This is a genomic window from Bradyrhizobium rifense, assembly GCF_008123425.1.
Taxonomy (GTDB): domain Bacteria; phylum Pseudomonadota; class Alphaproteobacteria; order Rhizobiales; family Xanthobacteraceae; genus Bradyrhizobium; species Bradyrhizobium rifense.
The window spans coordinates 37399-59926 of sequence record NZ_VSSS01000001.1 but is presented as its reverse complement, the minus strand read 5'-3'; the positions used below and the strand labels follow the sequence as shown (position 1 = coordinate 59926).

The window sequence follows — 22528 nt, the reverse complement described above, 5'->3', positions numbered from 1 at the left end:
GCGTCAGTGTCGCAGCTTCAATCCCTGCGCGGGCTGAACCTCCAGGTCATCGCGACCAGGCCCGCGGTGATAAGGCCGCTGACGATGCCGGCGGTGGGCAGTGTGAGCAGCAGCGCGGCGGTGGCGGCCCAGCCGATCGAGGAGAAGGCTTCGGCGAAGGTCGCGAGCCGCGACGAGGTCTGGCGACGGCGGAATTGGCTGCGCCGGGCCTGGACGCGGAACCAGAGCTGGATCGCGGTGGCGGAGGCCGCACTGACGGTGATCATGGCGGCCGTGACCGCGGCCTGGAATGGCGAGGCGAAAACCAGCGCGGCCACCAACGGGCTGAAGATGACGGCGATCGCGATCAGCACCACCTCGATCTTGGCACGGATGACGCTCGTGGGCGTCAACGGCGCGGTCGCAACCAGATCGGGGGCGTCCTCGCCCGAGATCGTCAGCCAGGCGAGCCCGCCTGCGAGCTGACCCGCCGCCATCACGATGACGGGCGAGATCAGCGTCAGTGCCGCGGAACTGTCACCAAAGCTGCGCCAGAGCAGCAGCGCCGGGGGTACCAGATAGAGCAGCTGCATCAAGGTTTGCGAGATCAGCCAGGGATCGCGACAGAGCAGCACGAATTCCTTGCGCCGCAACGCCTGCTGCCGCGATCCACCTCGGAACGGACGCTCCTTCGCGCGCTTGCGGCTGGATATGCCGTAGGCGGCAGCGTCGATCGCGGTGTCGGCGAAGCGGCGCGAGAAGATCGCCATGACGCATCCGAGCAGCACCAGCCCGAGTGCGAGGAGCAGCAGTAGCGCCTCGCTGTCGCCCATGGTCGCCCTTGCCGGCCACCACCAGATGCTGTCGATGTCGGGCGCGTGGGCGGCGAGGGTGCCCGATGTCAGGATAGTGAAGCGCGACAGCGTGCCGTAGGAGATGATCGCCGCAACCTGGAGCGCGATCACAAAACCCGCGCCGATGATCGCAGCCAGGATCTGGGCCACGAAGCGCGTGCGCGCCGGGCCGATCAGGCGAAACAACGCGATGGTGATGGCGATCGCGATCGCCGCGGCTGACAGGCCCATCGCGATGACGACGCCGAAGGCGGCAAGCCACCGCGCTCCGCCGCCGATCACCAGCACGTCGATGAAGGGCGTCGAGAACAGCAGCGCCATGGTCGTCACGGTAAGCGCAATCGCGGCGATGCGCACCGAGAACAGGTTGGCCAGTGTTGCCGGCGAGGACATGATGAGATCGAGATCGGCGCGGGCGTAAAATACCCGCGTCACGGATTCGATCGCTTGCGACAGCATCAAGGTCCAGGCGAGAAAGATCGTCGCCGAGATCACGATCAGCGAGGATTTGTCGAGCGGCAGTTGCAGATTGGCGAAGCGGCCGATCACGGCCCAGGCCGGCACATGCAGCAATGCGGCGAAGAACAGCAGGCCGATCACGGCGGCGCGGGCGCGCCTGCGCCGGCCGCCCGTCATCATGGCGAACCATTCGCGCCAGGCGAGCCGAAGCTCGTGACGGGCAAACCACGAAAGGGCGGTCGCCGAGCTCATGCCGCTTCCTGGAGCGTCACCAGCGCGATGAAGAGATCCTCCAAGCTGGTGTCGGCATGGCCGTTTTGCTGGCGCAGCTTGGTCAGCGTGCCCTCGGCGACCAGGCGGCCCGCGGCGATCACGCCGATGCGGTCGGCCATGCGCTCTGCCACCTCCAGAATATGTGTGGTCATGATGATGGTGCAGCCGGCCTGAACGCGCTCGTTCAACAGGCCCTTCACATGGCGGGCGGAGACGGCGTCGAGGCCGGTCAGCGGCTCGTCGAGGATGATCAGGCGGGGATCGTGCACCAGCGCACCGGCAAGCGCCACCTTCTGGCGCATGCCCTTGGAGAACCCTTCGCAGCGCTCGTGCCGGTGCGGTTCGAGCCCGAGCGAGCTCAGGAGTTCCTCGGCGACCGGTTTTGAAACGGACGGCGCGATGCCCCAGAGGCCGGCGACGAATTCGAGGTACTCAAGCGGCGTCAGCTTGTCATAGATCATGGGTTCGTCGGACACCCACGCCATCACCTGCTTGGCCGCGACCGGATTCTTGAGCGCATCGATGCCGAAGATCGACACGCCGCCGTCGTCGGGCCGCAACAGGCCTGCGACCATGCGTAAAGTGGTGGTCTTGCCGGCACCGTTGGGGCCGACCAGCGCATAGAATTCACCGGCATGGATGGTGAGATCGAGACTATCGACCGCCAAACGGTCAAAACGCTTCGTTAACCCCAAAACTTCGAGCGCCGAGCTGTCCGGCTTCATGACGGCCACACCATCCGGTTTTGCATCGGTCGCGACCATGACCCGAAGATGTTTCGGCACGGTGAATCGCGCTGCCGCAAATTCCAGCATCCGTCTTGGACTAAAGGCAAGATACCTAACAAGTCACCGTTTGTTGACAGGGCTCGGGCGTTCAGGCTGAATTGGCGTCGGGACAAATGACAGCTCACGCGGCGAAACGACTGCGTAGCGGCTGGACACAAGATGCGGCAAGGCGGTCGTCAAGAACCGCGGGTTGCATCGGGAGGACGCGGCGATGCTGGATTTCGTTCAGCAGCTGGTCAGCGGTGTTGCGCTCGGCTGCGTCTACGGCCTGATCGCGCTCGGCTTCGTGCTCGTCTACAAGGCCACCGAGGTCGTCAATTTCGCCCAGGGCGATCTGATGATGCTGGGCGGCTTCTTCGCCTTCACCTTCATCGGCATGATGGGCCTGAACTACTGGATCGGCTTTGCCGGTGCGGTGGCCGCCATGGCGCTGTTCGGCATGCTGGCGGAGCGGATCGTGGTGCGGCCGATCCTCGGCTATCCGCAATTCTCCATCATCATGGCCACCATCGGCCTCGGCTATTTCCTGCGCTCGGTCGCCGGCATGATCTGGGGCACCGACGATTTCAAGATCGAGACGCCGTTCAGCCAGGGCGTGCTGCGCATCGGCTCGCTGGTGCTCGCCCATGACAAGCTCTCGGTGATCGCGGCCACCGTTATCCTGTGTGCGCTGCTCTGGCTGTTCTTCAACAAGACCACGCTCGGCACCGCGATGCGCGCCAGCTCCGAGAACATGCTGGCGGCGTACTACATGGGCATCCCGGTCAAGCGCGTGGTGTCGATCGTCTGGGCGATCAGCGCGGCGGTCGCGACCTGCGCCGGCGTGCTGCTGGCGCCGATCACCTTCATTCACTCCAATGTCGGCCTCGTGCTTGGCCTTAAGGCGTTTCCGGCCGCCGTGCTCGGCGGCTTCGGCTCGATCCCCGGCGCGGTGGTCGGCGGCGTGCTGATCGGCGTCATCGAGAGCATGGCCGGGTTCTATCTGGCGGAGGGCTGGAAGGACGTCGCGCCCTACCTCGTGCTGCTGGCCGTGCTGCTGCTGAAGCCCGAAGGCCTGTTCGGCCTTCACGCCCGCAAGAAGGTCTGAACGCATGCGCTTCCTGTTCAAGACCGACTATGAGGACGACATCAGGCTGTTTCCGCATTCCGGCTATGTCGCCTCCTACGGCCTCTTGCTCGCCGTGCTGCTGATCGCGCCCTACGTGCTCTCCAGCTACCTGATGAGCCAGCTCGTCTTCGTCTGCATCTATGCCACCGTCGGCGTCGCGCTGATGATCCTGACCGGCTTTACCGGGCAGGCCTCGCTCGGCCACGCCGCGTTCCTCGCGATCGGTGCCTACACGGCCGCCTACCTGCAGAAGTATAATGTACCGTTCCCGGTCTATTTCCTCGCGGCCGGCGTCCTGACCGGTTGCATCGGCGCGCTGGTCGGCTTTCCGGCGCTGCGGCTGCAAGGTATCTATCTCGTCATCGCCACCATCTCCTTTGCCTTCATCGTCGAGGAGATTCTGGCGCGCTGGGAAAGCGTCACCAACGGCAATGAGGGCTTGCGGGTCAAAGCGGTGTCGCTGCTCGGTGTCACCGTCTCGCGCGACAGCCCGACCTTCTATTTCCTCTGCCTTGCGGTGCTGGTGCTGACCATCGTCGGCACGCTCAACCTGCTGCGGTCGCCGACAGGGCGCGCCTTCGTCGCGATCCGCGACAGCGAGACAGCAGCGCGCAGCATGGGCGTCAATGTCGCGCTCTATAAGGTGAAGTCCTTTGCGATCTCGGCGGCGATCACCGGCTTTGCCGGCGTGCTGTTCGCGCACAAGCTCTCCTTCATCTCGCCAGAGATGTTCACGCTGCAGCTCTCGATCGAGTTCATCATGGTGATCCTGATCGGCGGCACCTTCAGCCTGCATGGCGCTGTGCTGGGCGCGATCTTCATCGTGATGATCGATCCGTTCCTGACCTATCTGAAGGACGACATGCCCGGCATCATCGCCGGCATCGCCGCGACGTTCGGCGCGGGCACGGCGACCGCGGCAAACATCCAGTCCAAGGTCGCGGCCTTTGCCTCGCTGAACGGGCTGAAGGGCGCGATTTATGGCATCATCATCATGCTGTTCGTGTTGTTCGAGCCGCTCGGCATCTACGGCCGCTGGCTGAAGATCAAGCTCTTCTTCCAGCTATTCCCGCTCTACAAGCGCGCGACCTTCAAGCGGCAGAAGATCTACGTGAAGTCGGAGCGGAACCGATGAGCTATTTCCGCGCCGAGAACCTGTCGCTGCATTTCGGGGGCCTCAAGGCCGTCGATGCGGTGTCGTTTGCGGTCGAGAAGGGCGAGATCCTCTCGATCATCGGGCCGAACGGTGCGGGCAAGAGCTCGATCTTCAACCTGATCTCGCGGATCTACCGGCCGACCTCGGGCCGCATCTTTTTCGAGGACCAGGACATCACGGAAGAGCCGCCTTACGATATCGCCAGGCTGGGCATCGCCCGGACCTTCCAGAACATCGAGCTGTTCGAGAATGCGACGGTGCTGTCCAACCTCCTGGTCGGGCGCCACCGGCATTCCAGCACGCAGCTCTGGCAGGAATTGCTGTTCCTGCCGAGCGTGCGCGCGGGCGAGAAGGTGCACCGCCGCCGGGTCGAGCAAGTCATCGAGTTCCTCGATCTCGAACCGTACCGTGATAAATTGATCTCGGGCCTGCCTTACGGCGTGCGCAAGGTCATCGAGCTCGCACGCGCGCTCTGCTCGGAACCAAAACTGATCCTGCTCGACGAGCCGTCCTCCGGCCTCAATGTCGAGGAGACCGACGACATGTCGTTCTGGATCCGCGACCTGAAGAACGAGCTCGGCGTGACCGTGCTGATGGTCGAGCACGACATGACGTTGGTCAACCGCGTCTCGGACCGCGTCATCGCGCTGAACTACGGCCGCGTGCTGGTGATGGGCTCGCCCACGGAGGTGCAGCAGCACCCCGACGTCGTCGCCGCGTATCTGGGAGCGTGATGCATGGATGCGACACTGGCGCCCGATATCATCCTGAAACTCTCCAACATCGAGAGCTATTACGGGCCGATCATGGCGATCCGCGGCATCTCGCTGGAGGTGCCGCGCGGCCGCATCGTCACGCTGCTCGGGGCCAACGGCGCTGGCAAGACCACGGTGCTGAAGACGATCTCGGGCATTCTCGATCCGCAAAAGGGCTCGATCGAGTTCATGGGCAAGCCGATCCAGCGCATGGAAGCCGATCGCATCGTGCGGCTCGGCCTCAGCCATGTGCCGGAGGGGCGCGAGGTGTTCCCGTTCCTCTCGGTGCGCGAGAATTTGATGATGGGCGCCTATCCGCGCAGCGATCGCGACGGTGTCGCGGAGGATCTGGAGCGGGTCTACGGCTATTTCCCGCGGCTGAAGGAGCGCATCAATCAGCCGGCCGGCCAGCTCTCCGGCGGTGAGCAGCAGATGCTCGCGATCGGCCGCGCGCTGATGAACCGGCCGACGTTGCTGCTGCTAGACGAACCATCGCTTGGCCTGTCGCCGATCCTGGTGAAGGAGATTTTCACCATCATCCGCCGCGTCAACGAGGAGCAGGGCATGTCGATCCTGTTGGTTGAGCAGAACGCGCGCGTGGCGCTGGAGACCGCGCATTACGGCTACGTGCTGGAGATCGGCCGCGTCGTGATGAACGACAGCTGCGACCGCTTGATGCATTCCCAGGACATCCAGGAGTTCTACCTTGGCGCCAAGGAAGCCGGCGCACGCGGCGAGCGGCGCTGGAAAAAGAAGAAGACCTGGCGGTGAAAAACTTGGCGATGAAGAGTTTGCGTTAAAGCGGCAACGAGGAGACGCGCATGGCCCGACCGGCGGTGCTGACGGTCGCTGATACGATCGCGAGGAGCTTTTTGCGCGCAGCAGAGGTGCGCGGCGACAAGCCTGCGATCCGCGAGAAGACATTCGGCATCTGGCAGCCGACGAGCTGGCGCGAATGGCTGCAGATATCGAAGGAGATCGCCTACGCCCTCCATGCGATCGGCTTCAGGCCGGGCGACGTCGCCTCGATCATCGCCAACGCCGTGCCCGAATGGATCTACGCCGACATGGGTATCCTGTGCGCCGGGGGCGTCTCCTCCGGCATCTATCCGACCGATGCGGCGGCCCAGGTCGAGTATCTCGTCAATGATTCCGCGACGCGGGTGATCTTCGCCGAGAACGAGGAGCAGCTCGACAAGATCCTGGCCTGCCGCGCGCGCTGTCCCAGCCTGCAACGGATCGTCGTGTTCGACATGGAGGGCCTCAGCGGCTTCGCCGACGACATGGTGATGTCACTCGACGCGTTTCGTGCGCTCGGCCGCAACCACATGGTCGGCCGCGAGGCGCTGTGGCAGGAGATGATCAACGGCCCTCAGGCGGAAGATCTTGCGGTGCTGGTCTACACATCCGGCACCACCGGCCCGCCCAAGGGCGCCATGCATGCCAACCGCAGCGTCACGCACCAGATGCGGCACGCCAACGACTTCATTCCGGCGCGGGAGGACGAGGACCGGCTGATCTTCCTGCCGCTCTGCCACGTCGCCGAGCGCATCGGCGGGTACTACATCTCGGTCGCGCTCGGCTCGGTGATGAACTTTGCCGAGAGTCCCGAGACCGTGCCGGACAACTTACGCGAGGTGCAGCCGACCGTGTTCCTCGCGGTGCCGCGCATCTGGGAAAAATTCTATTCCGCCATCACTATCGCGCTGAAGGATGCGACGCCGCTCCAGCAATGGGTCTATCGCCGCGCCATCGCGATCGGCTACCGCATGGTCGATTGCCGGATCGAGGGCAAGACGCCGTCGCTGGCGCTGCGTGTCGCCAACCGCGTCGCTTACCAGCTCGCCTTTCGCAACATCCGCCGCATGATCGGGCTCGATCGCTGCCGCATCGCCTTCACGGGTGCTGCGCCAATCGCGCCGGATCTGATCCGCTGGTATCTCGCGCTCGGCATCGACATCCACGAGGTCTATGGCCAGACCGAGAACTGTGGCGTCGCGACCATGATGCCGGGGGACCGGATCAAGCTCGGCTCGGTCGGCACGGCCGTGCCGTGGGGCGAGGTCGCGTTGTCGCCCGACGGCGAGATCCTGATCAAGGGCGACTTCCTGTTCATGGGCTATCTGAACCAGCCCGAGAAGACGGCGGAGACCATCGATGCCCGCGGCTGGCTGCGCACCGGCGACGTCGGCACCATCGACAATGAGGGGTTCGTCCGCATCTCCGACCGGATGAAGGACATCATCATCACCTCCGGCGGCAAGAACATCACGCCATCGGAGATCGAGAACCAGCTCAAATTCTCGCCTTACATTTCCGATGCCGTCGTGATCGGCGACAAGCGGCCCTATCTCACCTGCCTCGTGATGATCGACCAGGAGAATGTCGAGAAATTCGCCCAGGACCACGACATCCCCTTCACCAATTACGCCAGCCTGTGCCGGGCTAGCGAAATCCAGGACCTGATCTGGCACGAGATCGAAGGCGTCAACGCGAACTTCGCGCGCGTCGAGACCATCAAGAGGTTCTACCTGATCGAACGCCAGCTCACCCCGGAGGACGAGGAGCTGACGCCGACCATGAAGCTGAAGCGCAATTTCGTGAACAAGCGCTACGCCGTCGAGATCGACGCGATGTATCTCGCGCGCGCGGTCGCCTGAGTCTCGCTTGGAAAACAGCGAAGGAGCGATGGCCACGCCCTTCGTGCAACATAGGCCTAAGGAGGAGACGTCAATGTCGAAATCGTTGAGAGCGTTCGGCCTTGCTGTGGGTGCGGTGGCGCTCACCTGTCTGCCGGCCGCGGCGCAAACCAAGGTCACAAATGAGGGCATCTCGGCGGGCGAGATCGTCATCGGCACCCACCAGGATCTGTCGGGTCCGATCAAGGTCTGGGGTGTACCCGTCTCCAACGGCATGAAGATGGCCGTCGAGGAGATCAATGCGGCCGGCGGCATCCAGGGCCGCAAGATCAGGATGATCCTCGAGGACAACGGCTACGATCCGAAGAAGGGCGTGCTGGCCTCGCAGAAGATGGTCGAGCGCGACAAGATCTTCGTCATGATCGGCTCGATGGGGTCGGCGCCGACGCTGGCCGCGCAGGACATCCTGTTCGACGCCGGCGTGCTGCAGCTGTTTCCGCTGACGGCGGCCGAGTTCACCTTCAAGTTCGACCCGGCCAAGCCGCAGGAGCGGCTCAAGTTCAACAATCTGCTGCCTTACGTCGAGAGCACCCGCGCCGCGCTGAAATACATGGTGGAGTGGAAAGGTTTTCAGAAACCCTGCATCATGCATCAGGACGACGAGTACGGAAAGAACGTGCTCGACGGCTTCAACCAGCAGCTTGCCGCGATGAAGCTGCAGCCCGCCTCGATCACGAGCTACAAGCGCGGCGCGTCCGATTTCAGCGCCCAGGTCGCCAAGATGAAGTCCGACGGCTGCGATCTCGTCGTGCTCGGCACCGTGATCCGCGAGACCATCGGCGCGATGGGTGAGGCCAAGAAGCTCGGCTGGGACGTCACTTTCCTCGGCGCCACGCCGACCAACGTGCTGGAGGTGCCGACGCTGGGCAAGGAGGCGGTCGAGGGCCTCTATGCGGCCTCGGGTTTCGAGATCCCGTATGAGGACACCGCCAAGGGCAAGGTCCACGACTGGCTGATCAACTACAAGAAGATGTTCGGCACCGACGCCAATACGCAGGCGATCATCGGCTACAATGCGGTGACGACGTTCGCCTTCTATGCGGACAAGGCGGGCAAGGATTTGACCGGGCAGAAGATGCTTGATTCACTCGAGTCCGGCGAAAAATTCCTCGACATCTTCAACTCGCCGCCGACCAAATTCTCCAAGACCGACCACCTCGCCAACACCATTACCCAGGTGCAGCAGGTCAAGGGCGGCCGCTGGGTGCTGGTGAAAGACAATCTGATGTTTTGATTTTTCGCCTTCACCCTCCCCTGGAGGGGCCTGGAGGGGGAGGGTCGATCGCGCGGAGCGCGAGCGGGGTGGGGTGATCTCTCAACACAGGCAGCGCTTGATGTGGAGAGACTGTCACCCCACCCCGTCTCACGCTTCGCGGCGCTCAATGTGAGCCGACCCACGAGCGGGCTGCGCTCGTCTCGGACCCCTCCAGGGGAGGGTAAGAGACCTACGACCCCCCGCCCGCGGTGCCCGAGCTCACCGGCGCCAGCTCGTCTTCGCGGCAGCGCCAGCCGTCGGCGGCTTTCACGAAAGCAAAGGTCCGCTGGATTCGCAGGCGGCGCGTGACGTTGAAGGCCGCTGCGGAGCGCTCCTTGTTGGCGGCTCCCGGTTGCGGGCGGCCGGTGCTGAGGTCCCAGCAGGTACCGGTGCAGGTGGTGGCGACCTTGCTGCAGGCAGTGAACGGCGCCAGCACCACCATCTCGATCTCGCCGGTGACCTGCGCCTCCTGATCGGTCACCTGGCTGTCGAGCGCGTAGACGCGGTTGATGCGGAGGAAATTGCCGCACGAATTGGCGGCGTGGATGCGCGCGGCGCAGAAATCGACGGCGTCGGTGTCGGGCTCCCTGGCTGCGACCTGGCGGCCGAACACCTTCTTCGGATCGCCCTTGGCGGCGGCGATCTCGTCGGTCTTGCGCTTGAGATAATCGGCGAGACAATCTTCCGCGGCCTCGAGCTCCGCAAGCGGCACGTTCTCCTTGCCGACCAGATTGCACTTGCGATCGCGCTCGCGGGTCCAGCGGCCGTATTCGGCGAAGGCAAAACGTGCCGCGGTCGGGTCCAGCCTGCCGATCAGGCCAAGCACCTCGCTGTTGAGCTCGGTCTCGGTCAGCGCCAGCGACGGGTCCGCACAGATCAGCGCGCCGGCCGCGGTGTTGGCCGCAAGACAGTCGAAATCCGGATCGCGCACGATCGTGGCGCGATCCTCGGTCACCTTGAGAAGGCAGGCCTTCACCCGGTCGAAATCCTCAGTACGGATCGCGGTCTGACCGACGATGCCGCAACCGAGATTGCGCTGGCGGATCCAGATCGCGTTCTCTTCGATGCCAGGCAGGCGATCGGGCAGGCGGGCGAGCCGCGCCTCGATGGCGGTGTTGAGCTTCTCGGCGGCGGCGGACAGCTCGGCGTCACCGCAGAATAATTGATTGCCGGGGTCGCGGATCTGCTGGCAGTTGTTCCTGGCGAACAGCGGCAGCCTGTCGGCAACGGAGCGATCGGATGTGCCGGATTGCGCGAAGCCTGATGCCGCCGGCCAAGCCAGCAGCGCAAGCACAGTCAGCACGATCAACCGCATTCCAATTGTCCCCAGCATGGTCGTGACCATGCTAGCGTCCCGGACCGTGCGGCGAAATGGATTTGTGGCGGGTGGTTACACCCGGATCACCGCGCTTCGGCCTCGGCCGACACCATCGACACCCGCTGGCTCTCGCCCCGTACGGGTTCGCCGACATATTTCAGCACGGCGGATTGATAGAGCACGTAGAGCGGCTGGTAGTTGCGCGCGTCGTCATCCTCGACCATGGCCATGCGGCGGTTGTCCAGCATCAGCCAGTGGCCGTCGAGCTTTGCCGAGGCAACCGCATGGCCTTCGCCGTTACGGGTGTCGCGCACCACGACGAGGCGAAGGTCCTCCGCGGCGACACCTGCAAGCCGCAGCGCAGCGAGCTTGGCGATGGCGTAATCCTCGCAATCGCCGGCGCCACGCTCGAAGGTCTCGAGCGGCGAGCTCCAGATGTCCTCGGCACCGTCATTTTCGGCGCGGATGGCGAGGTTGATGGCGCGGTTGGTCTCGCCGAGCAGCGCGCGACCGTCGCGGGTGCGGGCCTGGTCGACGATGGCGAGCAGTTTCAGCGCTGCGGGCGAGGCGCAATTGTCACGGTCGCCATCGCACAGCGCGAGCTGCACCATGTCGTCATCGAGCTTCTCTTTCAGCGCGAACCATTTCTGGCGCAGGCCACCGGTGGAAATGGCGAAGGCGAACACGCCGAACGGCTCGGCCGATTTGCGCACGAGCATGCCTGCGCCGGGCGACAGCAATGTGCCGGCACGAAGGTCGGCGGCCGATCCAAACAGGATCAATCCGCACACGACAAGGATAGCGCGCCAGGCGCGCGAGCGAGCAGCGGTCTCCATCTGACATCCCCTTATCCGGCTTCGCCAGGTCCCCCTCGACCTTGACGTGCCGGGTTTGTTGCTTTCGCGGAGATAGTGCGAGGTGGGCCGTTTTGTTCTGCTTAACGCGCTTGGGCGGGGCGCCGAAACCGTGGGGCAGGCTGAACCGGGCTTGGCCAAATTGCGTAAAATTTTACGATTCGCCGGCTAAGAGGTGCCGCGATGCCGCGAAATAGATCAAATTACAGGCAGAAGTTGTTGGCGGGCCGAATCTTCGCCTATGGCTAACGACCCGCTATTTCACGGGTTCTGTTAGTTGGATCACAGATTTAACTCCGTATTTGCCGCAGGATGTCGCGGGGGACTACGAAGAAAAGATGACACAAGTATCTGCCGTCAAACCCCTACGGCTGATTACTTTGGATGACTGGAAATGTGCGCAATAAGCCTGATTCGACTGCAAAATATTCAAAAAAATACTTCAGATAATCTGTGGATGTCGCCGTAGGCATAGTCGTGGGCGACCAAGTGATGCGAAATCACACAAGCAATAGATGGTTTCGCTAAGGACTTGGTAATGCTATGCAAGCTTAGGCGGTGGATACTTACTTAGATTTTAACCCTTTTTACGGTGCCCGGTTGAACTACGCTGGCAAATTTGACGCCGCGCTCTCCCTTGATGGCCAATCGAATGGCCATCATCTCGATTCATTTTCTGCCAAAGCGCATGGCCACGTGCCCGAAGGCGCGGTCGTCATTGCCGACCCCAACCTGATCTTCAACGGCGAGTTCAAGCGCACGGGTGTCGATCTCGTGCTGTCGCACGACGGCCATGAGTTCGTCGTTCACGATTATTTCAGGGGCGACAAGCGCGCCGCGATCGCCTCGCCGGACGGCGCCCATCTTACCGGCGACATCGTCAGTGCGCTCACGGGTTACGTCCAGGTCGCGCAGGCCGCGCCCGGTGCCTCCGCGGCGCAGGTCATCGGCCACGTCATCAAGCTGACCGGCAGCGCGACCGCGATCCGCAACGGCGTCTCGGTGATCCTGAACAACGGCGACAACGTCGAGAAGGGCGACGTGGTTTCGACCGGTTCGGATTCGACGCTCGGTGTCACCTTCATCGACGGCACCGTGTTCGGCCTGTCCTCCAACGCGCGGATGGTGCTGAACGAGATGGTCTACGACCCCAACGGGTCGAACAATTCCTCGCTGCTCAGCCTGGTCGCGGGCACCATCACCTTCGTCGCCGGCGAGACCGCCAAGCACGGCGACATGAAGATCGATACGCCGGTAGCCACCATGGGCATCCGCGGCACGGCGGTGCTGACCGAGATCAATTTCGTCGTTCCTTCCGGTGGCGGCGATCCGCAGCCGCAGGCGAACTTCCAGGTGCTCGTCGAGCCGAACGGTACCACCGGCTCCTACATCCTGTTCGACAAGCTGACCCTGCTGCCGATCGCGACGGTCAACCAGGCCGGCCAGATGATCCAGATCAGCGGCGGCAACGTCTCGATCACCAACGGGCTTCTGTCGCCGGACGTGCAGAAGCTGATCACGGACGTCTTCACGCTGAAGTTCACCGACAACAACACCAACACCAAGCTGACCACGAACTTCACCGACACGATCACGCAGAGCGGCAACCTCGCCTTTGCCAAGACGGACACCGGCGCCACAGCGACCGCGACCTTCACCAACACCGTCAGCAATGGTAACGGCTCTGGGCAAGGTGGGGCGGACAAGGGGGGCGACCGCATTCCCGGCAAGCCATTGGTGGCGAGCCTCGATCAAGGCGGTAATCCGAAGACGGCGTTCTCCCTCACCGAGCGCGCCGGCCACACGGACGATACCGCGGATCTGGATACGGTCGGCGGCTTCTTTACCTTCCTCGATCTCAATATCGGCGATCGGCCGACGGGGCAGATCACTTTCACGTCCTTCACCTACCAGAATGCCGGCCAGCAGGATGTCACCGCGGGGCTGTCGGACCTTCAGAAGGCCGATATCGCGGCGACCGAGATCGTCATCACGGCCGTTCCGGATTCCGGCAACGCCAATAACGGCTCGGTGCATTGGACTTACAGCATTCCAGACCACGCCTTCGATTTTCTCGCAGCCGGCGAAACGTTGACGCTGACCTACACGATCCGTGTCGACAACAACTTCACCGTCAACAATGAATTCGCCACCCAAACCTTCACCATTACCATCACCGGCACCAACGACCAGCCGGTGATCACATCGAGCGTCCCGACCATCACCTTTGCCGGCGGCACCAGCGTCCCGGGCGGCCCGCTCGCCACCAAGGTGCCGACGTCGGGCACGCTGACCTTCACCGATGTCGACCTCACCGACACCCACACCGTGTCGGTATCCAAATTCAGCGCGGTCCTGCCCGGCGGCACCGTGCCCCAGAGCATCTACAACTTCTTTGCCAATGATCTCTCGGTCTCGATCGCGTCTGGTCATGACAGCACCGGGTCCGGCACCGGAACGATCAATTGGTCGCTCGGAGATATCCCCGTCTACCTCGCCGACTTCATCCCGAAGGGCCAGGTGCTGACGCTGACCTACACCGTGACGGTCACGGATTCGCAAGGCGCGACCTCGGACCAGACCGTTACGGTCACGATCACCGGCACCGATGCGCCTGCCGTGGTGTGGATCGCGACGAACAAGCCGGGGGCTCCTTCGGGCGGCTTCTGGAAGGACGGCGCGAATTGGGAAACCGGCAACGTGCCGACGATCAGTGACGACGTCATCGTCATCACCGATCAGCTGCATGGGCTGACGCCGTCCTATCCCGTCACGATCGACGCAGCCGCATACGCCCATTCGCTGACGATGAACGACTTCGACACCAACGCCGGCCACAAGGCCCCGGAGGTGATCAACAAGAGTTCGTTGACGATCGCCACGACGCTCACGCTCGGTGCCGATTCAAAGCTCACCAATCTGGCGGCAGGCAGCATCTCGGTCGGCGGCAAGGCGGAATTTTCCGGCACGAGCGTCCTCACGAATGCCGGGTACCTGACGCTCGACGGTGGCGGCGATTTCGCCAGCGGGACGTCGATCACCAACTCCGGTACGATCGAGCTGTTCGGCGGCACGCTGACGACGCTGACCGAGATCCACAATGCGGGCGGCACCCTCAAGGTGGATGGCGGCGCCAAGCTGATCGTCAACGCCACAACGGTCGACGGCGGCACCGTTACCATTCTCGGCACGCTGGAGCTCGACGGCACCAGCCTGATCGAGAACGGCGCGCTGAACAATTCGGGCACAGTCAACGTCATGGGCGCGACAGAGTTCGCGCACGAGACCGTCGTCAATTCATCTCTGAGCACGATCGAGGTGTGGGCGAACGCCGCCCTGACGATCGATCAGAACTCCAGCGTGACCAACAGGGGCGCCGTCAAGGTCGATGGCAGCGGCAAGCTGATCGTCAATGGCGCCACGCTCGATGGTGGTGCGCCCACCAGCGTTTCCGGCTTGACGGTGCTCGGCGCTGAGGCACCGCAGGGCGGCGACACGACGGATGGCGGCGACACGCTCGTGATTACCGGCGTGACGGGTGTCGGCACGATCACGAACAACGGCGAGCTCGACCTCACCGGCAACGCCGTACTCAGCAACGGCATCCTGAAGAACAACAGCACCCTCAATGTCACCGGTACCGGCAACGCGCTGACCGGCGAGAACGTCACCAATGCCGGCACCATTGAGGTGCTCACAGGTGCGCTCGCCATCGGTCCGGGTTCTACGGTCGATAATTCCAGCGGCAACGTCATTGTCGATGCCGCGTTGACCCTGAGCGGCGCCACGATCAGCGGCGGCGCCATCAAGGGCGCCGGCAGCATCGACGTCACCGGCGCAAGCACAATCAACGGCGGCGCGACCCTGAGCACGAGCGCGGTTACGGCCGATGCCAAGCTGACGCTGGACGGCATTACCGTGTCCGGCTCGGTCATCACCGACAATGCCAGCATCGAGCTCGACAACACCGTCAAGCTTCAGGGCGGCGCCAGGATCCAGGGCGCCTCCGCTTCTGCCAAGGGGCCAATCACCAACACCGGTACGCTGGAGATCGCGGGCGCTGCGACGCTGCTCAACGACATCGTCACCAACAACGGCACGGTGCAGGTCGACGATGGCAAGACGCTGACGCTATCCGGCACCGAGATCACCGGCGGCACCATCAACAATTACAGCGGCGCGTCGGGCGGCGCGATCGCCGTCAGCGGCGACAGCGCGATCGACGGTCATGCGACCCTGAACAAGGGCGGTGTCACGGTCGCGAGTGATGTCACGCTGACGCTCGACGATGCCACCGTTGCGGGCACCGCGATCACCAGTCACGGCACAGTCAAGGTCGACGGCAGCAAGAAGCTGACCTTGAACGGCGCGAGCCTGACGGGCGGCACGCTGACCGTCTCCGGCACGCTGGATTCGACCGGCACGACGACGATCACCGACGCCAATATCTCGAACAATTATCTGCTGGAATCGACGCTCGGCGGCCTGCTTGCGCTGGTCGCGACGACGTCCACCACCGCGATCACGAATGGCGGCACCCTCCGGGCGAATGGCGCCGAGCTCGACATCAACGGCGAAGCCGTTACCAACACCGGGACGCTGGCTGCCATCAACGACGGCACGCTGAAGCTGATCTCGAATATTGTGACCAACACCGATGGCACGGTGTCGGCCGAATCCGGCTCGACGCTCGATCTTCAGGACGCGACGATCGATGGCGGCACCGTGACGATCGCGGGCACGCTGGAATCGACCGGCACGAGCACCATCGACAACGCCGACATCACCGTTGCCAACACCGGTGCGATCTCCGTCACCAGCGGCATGCTGACGATAGATCCCACGACGATCCACGCCATCACCAATCACGGGTTGATGCAGGTGGTGACCGGCGGTACGCTGAAGCTGACGACTGCCACCAGCGCCAACACCGGCGGCACGGTCTCGGTTGACGGCACGTCAAAGCTCTATCTGACAGATGTCTCGATCAATGGCGGCAGCCTCACCAATGCCGGCAATCTCTACAGCGTCGGCCTCAACACAGTCACAGGTGGCGTCACCAACACCGGTACGGTCGAAATCCAGAGCGGCACGCTGAACCTGTCTGGCGGCCTGAAGGGCGTCGGCACGCTGATCATCGACGACAAGGCGACGCTGGAGCTCGGCGGCGCGGATGCGCAGACCGTCACCTTCGCTGGCGGGACCAATACGCTTCAGCTCGACAAGGTGGCCGGTCAGAGCTTCACCGGCACGATTGCGGGCACGTCGTCGAAGGACGGCACGTTCACGATCACCGGCGCGGCCAATATCTCGACCTCGAGCGGCGACGCGCTCGACTTTACGGCGTCGGGCGGGACTAGCGGCGGCAACGTCGTGCTGACGCCGACCGGCACGCTGAGCGGCGCGAACAATGGCGTTGTCGTCACCCAGAACGGCATCGGCAATATCTCGCTGACGACGGTTGGCGACGTCACCGGCACGGCCGGCGACGGCATCGTCCTGCACGACGGTGCGACCGGTGCAGGCAATATTACTACGACGATCGGCGGCGCCGTTTCCGGCGCGGTCGGTCTCGATGTCATCTCCCATGGCGGCGGCGCCGTCACCGTCACCAATAACGGTCACATCACCGGCACGACGTCGTTCGGCATTCATGTCGATCAGGACGATTCCGGCGCGGCCGGCTCGACGCACATCGTCAACAGCGGCACGGTGGTCGGCGCCGATGGCGTCGCCGCGATCTCCATCCAGGAGAACACGACCGGATCCGCAACGATCGACAATTCCGGCACCATCGGGCCTGATGCCGCCAGCGTAACCTCGACAACCTACGCAATCGCCGAGAGCGGCGGCCACGTCACCATCAACAACAGCGGCCACCTCAACGGCAACATCTCGGTCGCCACCGCCACGTTCAACAACGAGGCGGGCGGCACCTGGACCGTTTCAGGCACCAGCGTGTTCGGCAATGCGTCGTCGATCGTCAATCATGGCGACATCAATCTGCACGGCGCTTCGATTTCCGGGGCCGGCCTCACCATTGAGAATGACAGCACCATCAATAGCTGGGGTACGGCGTCGATCTCGGGTGCCGTCACCAATACCGGCGCCATCGAGGTTCATACTGGTGACCTGACGCTGTTCGGCTCGCTGTCCGGTACGGGATCGGTCACCGTCGATGCCGGCGCGACGCTCGAGGTCGAGGGCACGGTCTCGCAAACGATCGCGCTCGCCGGCGACGGCGCCCACCTTCAGATTGATACATCGACGTTCGGCGGATCAATCGCGGCGTTGTCCAAGACCGACACGATCGACCTGTCGACCATCAGGTACGGGCTCGGCACCAGCGCGGTTTACGTTGCCAACGCCGATGCCTCGACTGGCGGTGTGCTGACCGTCACCGACGCCGACGGCAACCACATCAGCCTGAACCTGACCGGCGCTGACTACAGCAACGCGCATTTCGCCGGCAGCAATGACGGCACCGGCCACACGCTGATCACGCTCCATGCCACCGACGACGCGCCGGCCTTCACCGACGGCGGAGTGCTGGCCGCGAGCGTCTCAGAGCGGGCGGCCGCGACCAGCGACTTCTCCACGATCGATACTTCAATCCCCGCGACCGGCTCGATCGCGTTCACCGATATCGATCTGACCGACCGTCCGACGGTGACGCATATTGATCAGGCGGTGACCTCGCTCGCCGCCAACGGCACCACCGACCTCACCGCGTCGCTGACGACCGCCGAGATCGACGCGTTGAAGGCCGCGTTTGCGTATCAGCTGGACGGCAAGAACAACGGCGCCGTCGCCTGGCACTATTCGATCGCCGACGGTGCGCTGGATTTCCTCGGCCAGGACCAGACAGCGAAGGTTGTGTCGACCATCACGCTGACGGACGAGTACGGCAAGAGCGATACCGCCGACGTGACCGTCACGATCACCGGCAAGAACGACGCGCCGACATTGACTGCGGTGACCACAGGGCCGCTCGTGGATACGGCGATCGCCGACGCCTTCTCGAATATCACGGGAACGCTTGTTGGAGCCGATGCCGACCATGGCGAGACGGCGACGCTGAGCTATGCCGTGCTCGATTCGCACAACAACGCGGTATCGGCTCTCGCCGGCCACTACGGCACGCTGACGGTCAACTCCAACGGCACCTACGACTACATGCCCGATGCGACCGCGATCAACGCGCTGTCGGCCGGCTCCTACACCGACACGTTCACGGTGCAGACCAAGGACGCGCATGGCGCGACCGGCATGGCGACATTCACGGTGAATGTGACCGGCGCCAACGACACGCCGGTGTTGTCCGATGGCAGCCTCGGGAAATTCACCGACACGGCCGCCACCGACAGCTTCTCCAATTTCACCGGCCAACTGGCCGGGACCGATGCCGACACCGGCGATACGCTGAGCTACGCGTTGCTGAACGCAGATCACAACGCGGTGGCGACGGTTACGAGCCAATACGGCGCGCTGACGGTCAACAACGACGGCAGTTACACCTACGTGCCCGACGCGGCGTCGATCAACGCGCTGCCGGAAGGGTCCCACTATTCGGACAGTTTCACGGTCCAGGTCTCGGACGCGCACGGCGCCGTCACCACGGCGACATATACCGTGGATCTGACCGGCGCCAACGACGCGCCGACGCTCTACGGTCTCAACATCGGCGCGCTCACGGACACGGCTGCGACCGATGCCTTCTCAAATCTCACGGGGCAGCTGATCGGCAAGGATGTCGACAGCGGCGACACGCTGACCTATTCGGTCCTTAATGCGGACCACCATGCAACGACGACAGTTGCGGGGCATTATGGTTCGCTCACCGTCAATTCCGACGGCAGCTACAGCTACGTTCCGAATGCGACCGCAATCAACGCGCTGCAAGAAGGCTCCTACGTCGATACGTTCACGGTCCAGACCACGGATGCGCATGGCGCGACCGGCACGGCGACGCTCGCGGTGGATGTGACCGGCGCGAACGACGCGCCAGTGATCAACGTCGACCAGATCAGTGTCACGCAGAACAACGATGAGCTGGTGACCGTGCACGGCCTGTCGGTCACCGATGCCGATGCTGCCGCCGGTGAAACGTTCAAGATCGCTGCCGCCACCGAGGATCCGGATAGCAACGTGAGCCCGTCATCGGCGACCGGTTCTTTGGCCGCTATCAATTCGACATTGCAGGCGGTCACATACCGAGAAGGCAGCGGAGAGCCTTCCACGGACAAGGTCACGCTCTCCGTGACCGACGGCCACGGCGCGACCGATACGGTCAACCTGATTTTCAATCTCGCCGAGAGCGCGGACGATCACGTGAGTCTTGCCGGTACGACCGGCAAGGACGTGTTCTTCGGGACCAGCTATCAGGACCAGTTCGTGTTCGCGGCCAATTCGAACCACGACACGATCCTGAATTTCACGCCCAATCAGGACCACATCAATCTAACCGCTGTCGTGGCGACCGATATCGACGCTGCATGGATCGCGCAGCACGCGGCGGCCTCGCCGGCCAGCTCCGCGGATACCCTGATCACGATCGATGCCGCCGACACGATCCTCCTGAAGGGCGTCAACACCGCCAGTCTCCACGCGAGCGACTTCATCGTTCATTCCGGATAATCGCCCGGACGACGCCGATCGCCTGCGCGTGCGTTCGGCGCTGCCATTGGCCGGCAATGCGTGATATTCAATCGACATGAAACGTCTCAAAATCCTGCGGCGGTGGTTCACGCGAAAGTTCGGCCTCGCGCGGCTGGTGTGCCTTGCGCTGCTGGTCGTCTTTGCCGGCTTGCGCGTCTGGGATCCGCCGCCTGTCCAGGAATTGCGGCTGCGCACCTTCGACCTGTTCCAGCTGGTCGATCCCCGTCACAAGACGGTGCGGCCGGTCACCATCGTGGACATCGACGACAGGAGCCTCGCCAGGTTCGGCCAATGGCCGTGGTCGCGGACGCGGATCGCGGACATGATCATCAACCTCACCAACAACGGTGCGGTGGCGATCGGCTTCGACGTGGTGTTCTCGGAAGCGGACCGGCTCAATCCGGATCTGGTCGCCAACCAGATGCGCTATCTCGACGACGCCACGCGGACGAAGCTGCGTGAGCTGCCGAGCAACGACCAGATCCTCTCGGAAGCGATCAAGCGCTCGCACGTGGTGCTGGGCGAGACCGGACTGCCTGAGGCTGAGTCAGAGTTGGACAAGACGCTCCCCTTCACCGGCGTCGCGACGGTCGGCGAGGAGAATGCCGAAAAATTCTTGTTTGAATTCCCCGGCCTGTTGCGCAACGTGCCAGTGATCGAGAAGGTTGCGGCCGGCCGCGGCCTGTTCTCCATCAAGACCGAGCGCGACGGCTTTATCCGCCGCGTGCCGATGATCATGCGCGCCCAGGGCAACATCATGCCCTCCCTCAGCCTCGAGATCCTGCGGGTCGTCACGGGCACGCCGACGCTGCTGGTTCGCACCGACAAGACCGGCATCCGCGCCATCCGCCTCAAGGGCGTCGAGATTCCGACCGACAAGAACGGCCAGCTCTGGGTGCATTACGCCCGCCGCGATCCCTCGATCTATGTTTCGGCCGCGGACGTGCTCGATAACACCGTGCCGCCGAGCAGGATCGCCGGCAAGCTGGTGCTGATCGGCACCTCCGCCGCCGGGCTGAACGACATCAAGACCACGCCGGTGTCCTCGACCATGCCGGGCGTCGAGATCCACGCCCAGGTGCTCGAAAGCGTGCTGAGCGGCGCGGTGATCTCTCAGCCGAACTACGCGCTCGGCGTCGAGCTGATCGCGGCGCTGATCATCGGCGTGCTGGTCATCATCTTCACGCCGAACCTCGGGCCGGTGCGGCTGGTGCTCGCGGGCGCGATGTTTGCCGCGGTCCTGACCGGCACGTCCTGGTTATTCTATTGGAAATCTCGCTACCTCATCGACTTCACCTATCCGCTGCTGTCGACCACCGCGATCTACCTGACGTTCATCTTCTCGAGCTTCGTGCGCGAGCAGCGGCAGCGCGTGCAGATCCGCGGCATCTTCGCGCAATATATGTCGCCGGTGTTGGTCGAGCAGCTCGCGCAATCGCCGGAGAAAGTCGTGCTCGGCGGCGAGGAGCGCGAGCTGACGATCATGTTCTCCGACGTGCGCGGCTTCACCTCCATCTCGGAAAGCTACAAGCACGATCCGCAAGGCCTGATCACGCTGATGAACCGCTTCCTGACGCCGCTCACCGACGTGATCATCGAAGAGAAGGGCTACGTCGACAAATACATGGGCGACGCCATCATGGCGTTCTGGAATGCGCCGCTCGACGATGCCGAGCACCAGGTCAATGCCTGCGAGGCCGCGATCCAGATGCTCGAGAAGATCGACGTGGTCAACAAGGAGCGCGAGCAGGAGGCCGCCGATGGCGGTCACGTCTACATCCCGCTCAACGTGGGCATCGGTCTCAACACCGGCATCGGCGTGGTCGGCAACATGGGCTCCGATCTGAAGAAGAACTATTCGGTGCTCGGCGACAGCGTGAACCTGGCATCACGCCTGGAAGGCCAGACCAAGGAATACGGCTTTCCGATCATCGTCGGCTCCCGCACGGCGCTCGCGGCCAAGGACAAGTTCGCGATCCTCGAGCTCGACTTCATCATGGTCAAGGGCAAGAGCGAGCCGGAGGTGATCTATGCCATCGCCGGCCGCGAGGACGTGATGCAGTCGGCCGCGTTCCAGCGCCTGCGCAACATCACCATCGAGATGCTTGGCTGCTATCGCAACCGCGACTGGCAGGGCGCGCAGGACGCCATCGATCGCGGCCGCCGCAGCGAGGATGCCGACACGCTGGAAAAGCTGTTCAAGCTGTACGAAGCGCGGATCAAGGAGTTTCGCGTCAATCCGCCGGAGGAAGGGTGGACGGGAGCGTATGCGCTGCTGACGAAGTAGCAACCAGCATCACCGCTCTCGTAGGGTGGGCAAAGGCGCGTAGCGCCGTGCCCACCATTGTTTTCACCGCGGCCAAAGGTGGTGG

Annotated in this window: 12 protein-coding genes; 8 read left to right on the top strand and 4 right to left on the bottom strand. The window is 63.5% G+C overall.

Annotated elements, in window-relative coordinates; all coding sequences use genetic code 11:
- Positions 1-17: 17 nt before the first annotated feature.
- The gene (locus FXB40_RS00240) at positions 18-1544 is read right to left on the bottom strand and encodes a permease (protein WP_148769994.1); all 1527 of its coding nucleotides are present in this window, start codon (positions 1542-1544) and stop codon (positions 18-20) included.
- A complete protein-coding gene (locus FXB40_RS00235; protein WP_187436578.1) occupies positions 1541-2290 on the bottom strand; it encodes an ABC transporter ATP-binding protein in 750 nt (249 codons plus the stop codon). Before FXB40_RS00235 ends, FXB40_RS00240 begins: the two co-directional genes overlap by 4 nt.
- Positions 2291-2564: 274 nt before the next feature.
- Here FXB40_RS00235 and FXB40_RS00230 point away from each other — a divergent pair, with 274 nt between their 5' ends.
- The 6 genes from FXB40_RS00230 to FXB40_RS00205 all read left to right on the top strand — a co-directional run bounded on the left by FXB40_RS00230 (position 2565) and on the right by FXB40_RS00205 (position 9305).
- Positions 2565-3440, top strand: coding sequence for a branched-chain amino acid ABC transporter permease (locus FXB40_RS00230; RefSeq protein WP_148769990.1), 876 nt, complete (start codon positions 2565-2567; stop codon positions 3438-3440).
- 4 nt (positions 3441-3444) lie between these two features.
- On the top strand, positions 3445-4596 hold the full coding sequence (locus tag FXB40_RS00225; RefSeq protein WP_148769988.1) for a branched-chain amino acid ABC transporter permease: 1152 nt from the start codon (positions 3445-3447) through the stop codon (positions 4594-4596).
- A complete protein-coding gene (locus tag FXB40_RS00220; RefSeq protein WP_148769986.1) occupies positions 4593-5351 on the top strand; it encodes an ABC transporter ATP-binding protein in 759 nt (252 codons plus the stop codon). Before FXB40_RS00225 ends, FXB40_RS00220 begins: the two co-directional genes overlap by 4 nt.
- A gap of 3 nt (positions 5352-5354) precedes the next feature.
- Positions 5355-6143 carry an ABC transporter ATP-binding protein gene (locus tag FXB40_RS00215; RefSeq protein WP_148769984.1) on the top strand — a complete coding sequence of 263 codons (789 nt, stop codon included), beginning with the start codon at positions 5355-5357 and terminating at the stop codon, positions 6141-6143.
- 50 nt (positions 6144-6193) lie between these two features.
- Positions 6194-8032, top strand: coding sequence for an AMP-dependent synthetase/ligase (locus FXB40_RS00210; protein ID WP_148769983.1), 1839 nt, complete (start codon positions 6194-6196; stop codon positions 8030-8032).
- A 73-nt stretch (positions 8033-8105) separates the two neighbouring features.
- A complete protein-coding gene (locus FXB40_RS00205) occupies positions 8106-9305 on the top strand; it encodes an ABC transporter substrate-binding protein (protein WP_148769981.1) in 1200 nt (399 codons plus the stop codon).
- Positions 9306-9516: 211 nt separating this feature from the next.
- Here FXB40_RS00205 and FXB40_RS00200 read toward each other — a convergent pair whose 3' ends face one another.
- Both FXB40_RS00200 and FXB40_RS00195 read right to left on the bottom strand, forming a co-directional pair.
- Positions 9517-10641 carry a lysozyme inhibitor LprI family protein gene (locus FXB40_RS00200; protein ID WP_148770203.1) on the bottom strand — a complete coding sequence of 375 codons (1125 nt, stop codon included), beginning with the start codon at positions 10639-10641 and terminating at the stop codon, positions 9517-9519.
- 86 nt (positions 10642-10727) lie between these two features.
- A complete protein-coding gene (locus FXB40_RS00195) occupies positions 10728-11480 on the bottom strand; it encodes a transglutaminase-like cysteine peptidase (protein WP_148769979.1) in 753 nt (250 codons plus the stop codon).
- 618 nt (positions 11481-12098) lie between these two features.
- Between FXB40_RS00195 and FXB40_RS00190 the strand changes: the two genes are divergently transcribed.
- Positions 12099-20135: a VCBS domain-containing protein gene (locus FXB40_RS00190; protein WP_148769977.1), complete on the top strand. Its 8037-nt coding sequence runs from the start codon at positions 12099-12101 to the stop codon at positions 20133-20135.
- 76 nt (positions 20136-20211) lie between these two features.
- Complete coding sequence (locus tag FXB40_RS00185; protein WP_148769975.1) at positions 20212-22443, top strand: CHASE2 domain-containing protein; 2232 nt, start codon at positions 20212-20214, stop codon at positions 22441-22443.
- Positions 22444-22528: the final 85 nt, after the last annotated feature.